At 48.5% G+C, this 4,709-nt stretch carries 5 protein-coding genes; all 5 read right to left on the bottom strand.

Annotated elements, in window-relative coordinates:
- Positions 1 to 189: 189 nt before the first annotated feature.
- The gene (locus VE954_RS38735) at positions 190 to 483 is read right to left on the bottom strand and encodes a hypothetical protein (protein ID WP_324963291.1); all 294 of its coding nucleotides are present in this window, start codon (positions 481 to 483) and stop codon (positions 190 to 192) included.
- 117 nt (positions 484 to 600) lie between these two features.
- Positions 601 to 2,061, bottom strand: a complete 1,461-nt coding sequence (locus VE954_RS38740) for a sigma-54-dependent transcriptional regulator (RefSeq protein ID WP_324963293.1) — start codon at positions 2,059 to 2,061, stop codon at positions 601 to 603.
- A gap of 50 nt (positions 2,062 to 2,111) precedes the next feature.
- Positions 2,112 to 2,414 (bottom strand): hypothetical protein, encoded by a 303-nt coding sequence (locus tag VE954_RS38745; RefSeq protein ID WP_324963295.1) that lies wholly within the window; start codon positions 2,412 to 2,414, stop codon positions 2,112 to 2,114.
- Positions 2,415 to 2,570: 156 nt separating this feature from the next.
- Positions 2,571 to 4,058: a HAMP domain-containing sensor histidine kinase gene (locus VE954_RS38750; RefSeq protein WP_324963297.1), complete on the bottom strand. Its 1,488-nt coding sequence runs from the start codon at positions 4,056 to 4,058 to the stop codon at positions 2,571 to 2,573.
- The coding region (locus VE954_RS38755) for a hypothetical protein (RefSeq protein WP_324963299.1) at positions 4,024 to 4,709 on the bottom strand (686 nt) is incomplete at its 5' end. The genes VE954_RS38755 and VE954_RS38750, both read right to left, overlap by 35 nt.

The raw sequence follows: 4,709 nt of genomic DNA on the forward strand, positions 1-4,709 counted from the left end.
CAGCTTATAGGAAAGATACCAGCGGACATGAAGCATGATGATCTGGCGCTCAAAACAATGTCCTTTGGTGTCAAAAAGCATGAGCCGCCCTCCCAAGGTTTCCCGGAGAATACCACGGGCTTACCCAGGCGCAACACAACCAGAAAATCAGGGGTACCCTCGGTAAGGCACTCCTTTTACCCGACTGGATTACTTGCAGGGTTGCTCAGGAACGCCAGTGGCGTCATCGACAACATTCGTACCGTCATCAGGTGTCGCAAGAAAATCGTTTTTGGTGCAGCCTATAGGACCGTCTTTCTTTTGATACAGAACGAGGTGCTGAGCAGCCACCTGAGCAACACAATTCAGATCAGAAGTCACACATACATAGTTCGGGGTGGGAGGAATAGACTCAGGCACCGGAGCTCCCAGCAGACGGGTGCTATTCACAGCGCTTACAATTAATACCCAACCAAACAAGCGATTTTTTCCACAATCTATCATGTAGTCTCCCCTTCAGCCATCTTCCATACCCGACATGAAGTATGGCAGTCCAGGTTTCAAGTCAAGTGAATACCTGCAGGCATGAGACGTCATCAGCGCTCTTTTTATGCGGTTAGGCTAAGGTCGATCTTGAAGTCCGTATTTTTGCCTTTTCAAAGCAAACGTACTCCGTGAAATATCAAGAGCTGCCGCCGTCTCACTGATGCTGGCATGCCTGGCCAGAGCGAATTTCAACACAAGTTTTTCATAGGTTTCGAGGACCTGGTCCAATGGCATATCCTCACAAAGTCCTTTCGCAACCTCTTGCATGACACTATCGGAAAGTCTGGTTTTTTCGATCCTCAGGCTCTCGAAACCACTACGCTCGGGCTCATACATGGTTTTAAATACCGGCAGATTTTTAACACTCAATTCTTCAGAATCGTAGGCGCTCATGACGACCAGAGCCTGTAGAACACCAAACAGCTGACGAATATTGCCCTGCCAATAATACTGGCGGCAGGCATCAACAATTTTTTGCAGCTCCTTTTCCGGCACCTTAACAACTTCTCTAGCAAAGAAGAGCCGCACAAGCGCATCCATGTCGTCCTTGCGTTCGCGAAGAGGAGGAAGCAGAACATCGACGCCTGTGATTCTCATACGAAGGTCCAGCAGGAATTCACCTTTTTCTGTCGCGGCATCGAGATCTTTCGTGCTGGCCGCAAGCAGTTGGAAGCGGGAATATTGCGTTTTGGTGCTGCCGACTGGCTCATACGATCCATCATTCAAAGTTCTCAGCAAACGCTGCTGGCTGTCTTTTTCCAGAGTATGGATCTCGTCCATGAAAAGAATTCCGCCGTCTGCTTCCCCGATATAGCCAACAGTGTTATTGAGCGCTCCAGTAAAAGCCCCCTTACGGTGACCAAAAAGCGTCGACATGGCCACGCTGCTGTTAAGATTCGCACAGTTGACCGCGACGAACGGTATTTCTCCCTCGACTTCGCGGCGTCTTCTGTGGATCAGGCGAGCAAATTCTTCTTTGCCAGTGCCAGTTTCGCCATAGATCACGGCCGGGAGCTTACGACTGTGGGCTATTTTTTGAGCGATCGTTCTCAGCGACTGGGACAGGACAATCCCATCTTTGGCTGCCCGAATCGTAGAGGTTGAGGGGTTGTCGCGCAAACCCATAAGGTTGGATCGATGATGACGCAATTGCATGGCGTTGACGATGGCAATGTGCAGATCTTCACTACTCACCAGTGGCTTGCGGATAAACCCCAGGGCTCCTTCCTTTAGAGCCATTTGATAAACCTCCAACCTGGGATCCGAGGAGGTCATGATCGGCAGGATCGCCGGTGATTCACGACGAACCAGGCGTAAAAGATCGAAACCTTCGGAAACGTCCGTGCGATTGGACAAATGAACGTCGGTCAGGAGTATATCAAATGGCATTTTTTGAAGCATTTCATTCGCACTTGCAAAATCCAAGGCACCGCGTGGTTCATAACCGATCTCAGCAGCGAATCGCAAGTATGTCTGGAGTTCATTCGCTTGATCCTCAACGATCAATAGCCGTGGACGGTTCATATTGTCGGTCATTCAAGTCACTCACTCTATGGGTTTGATAAACCAGCGATGCCAATTTTGATTTACAGCGTGAGCTCCCAGGTGCGGATTTCGCGACCCAGCTGTTCATAGGTACAGGTGACAGTGATGCCCTTTGGTTCGACACCAGACTGTTTCAGCTTGGAAACAAGCTCAGGCAAAGCATTGTTTGCCGCGCAATCCGTTCCGGTACCAGTCAGAGATTTCCATCCCTCGCCTAGCAAAACCGGTTCCGAGACGCAGGTTTGCCAGGTTGGGACGATACCACAGTTTGGGTCGATCGGGGGCCGCGCGAATACAGGAGACGTGCAGAGAATAGCAAAAACGGACATGACAACTTTTTTCATTCTACTTGTTCCTTCTATGGGGTCAATCGTGTTGCAATCCTTGTATCAGCAAGATTCAAACCACAGAAAGAATCCCATCAATACAGCAAGTTGATAGAGGTGTCATGAATTTCAAGGGAACCCTCGTCCTATTTGTTGGACGTCGGGTATTTACTTTCAAGCATCCTCTCGTACGTCCCGCATCCTTCGCATCAATCGCAAGCGAGAACGGAATCGATCCAGCCAGGCATGGTCATCCTGCTCTTTTGCCACTGCTAGCAGAGGAATGGACAGGCACATAGCTTGATCCATAATCGCCTCATCGCGTGTGATCATGAGTTGGGAACGCTCTCGTTCTTCAGGATTCGAGGTGATGCGGATGAAATCGTGATCGTCCTCTGCAAGTTGACTCGCAGCTGAAGATATCAAATCAGCATCGATCCATATGTACTGCTGCTTGGACAAAACTTTGGGCTCAACTTGACTGACTTCTTCCTCTATAAAAACTGGATTCTGCACCCTGATTGCAGCATCGGGAAACTTCAGCAAAAACCGAGTGCATCCAGGTACACTTTGCAGATCGACGCTTCCACCGTGGGCCAGTACAGTCTCTTTCACCATCAGAAGACCGAGCCGCCCATGAAATTGGCCCGCCGATGCTGAAAGAAAAGCTTCTTTAAATTTCTGCGGAATTTCAGGACCATCGTTTTCAACCACGACCAGGAGGTCCTGATCCTCTTCATGCATACGGACGATGACCAGCGTCGCGCCGGCCTGAAAACCGTTCAGGACAAGGTTCGCAATGCCTCGTTCAAATTTATCACGATCGAGTTTGACTTCCAGAAAGTCGGGCATCGTCAGCATCAGGCGATCCACCGAAGGCGCAATGCTAGAAAGAAAGCCATGGACTTCCGTTTCCCTAAGGACGATGTTTTCAGGACGAACCAGACCCTCCAGATCAAGGCGCTTCAATTTATCAATCATCCCAAACAATCGCAGAAGATGGCTTTGTAGCTGTGGTTTTAACTCTTTAAACTCAGTTGGATCATCGAGGTGGAATATCTTTTGCAAGAAAATACATGGCAATTTCAAATCGTGACAGATGCGGGCGCTCAAGCGCCCCATGGCTGCTTCATTCTGATTTCTGAACACTTGAAAGTAGTGCTTTTCAATTCGCCTCTGCAGGAGTGCAATCGTCAGACCGAAAACAATGTATCCCAAGATCGAGGCAAGAAGTATCCAGGGCAAATATACGAGAGGATTGAACCAAAACTGCAGTGCTGACGAACAGAATTTGGCTTTAAGGTCAAGACAAATAGGCATCCTATGGGACAGTCTGAACAACGGTCGGTCAAGGGGATCGGAATTTTCCGTCAGCAGGATTTTTCTTCTGCCATTTTCCAAGTATTCAATACTGATAAAATTTCCCGAGATATTTTGCTGGAAAATTCCAAGGGCAGGTGAATTGTTACCTATGAGTAAATCAGAACGGACGCTCATACTGAGGTGCCTTGCAATCTGTTTTTTAAGCACATACTGTTGGCTCATCCCCACCAGGTTTGCCGCAGCGAAAAAAAACAAAGCAGCCCAGCCACCTTGTTTGAAGAGCCGCAAGAGTGCCGGATTGAGATCAAATTCCGGAAGGCGTTCTTCCTTCTGTTCCATATCTAACCTGATAAAAAAGATTATAAAAGCTTAGTGGACTGAAATTCAGGGTCCAGGGCCTCCGGATGATGGCGCTGACATCGTAGTTCCAGATGGGAATAATAGCGGGATCAAGCCAAAGTGCCCGATATTGAGCGTTTTTGAGGAGAAACATTCGCTTTTTAGCATCACCTTCTGCTATGTAACGTCGCATCCAGTCTTCGCGATTATCATCACCAATATCGAGCATCTGGAGATAAATGAGCGACCGAATAAATGCCACTTCCTCGTAATTCGAGAGATCGTAGCTTTTGTAAATTAGATCAGGCGGTTCCTTCGATTTATTAACGAATTCCGCAGGAATATCAGCCAGGGCTTTGGCCAGGCAATCATGAAAATTCTCGTATTGAGAACCTAGCTTAATCCGAACTTTTTTTAGCAATGTTACAGGTCCAAGGGATTTTCGAGATTCCTCGTAGTCATTGCTTTCCGCGTCGGTTAAAGCTCCGGCGCTCGAGCTTGGGATCAGAACAGTCGTCGCAACACGCGTCGCAGCTTCGGGCGAAGCACTGAGGCAATTATGAGCTGCCTTTTGCAGGCGCAGCACGAGGTATTGGCGTTCTTCGAGCGAAAACTTTTTTTGACTTTCCGGTGTCATCACGAAAAGCCCAA

Origin of the sequence: Oligoflexus sp. (genome assembly GCF_035638955.1) — a bacterium.
Lineage (GTDB): Bacteria > Bdellovibrionota_B > Oligoflexia > Oligoflexales > Oligoflexaceae > Oligoflexus.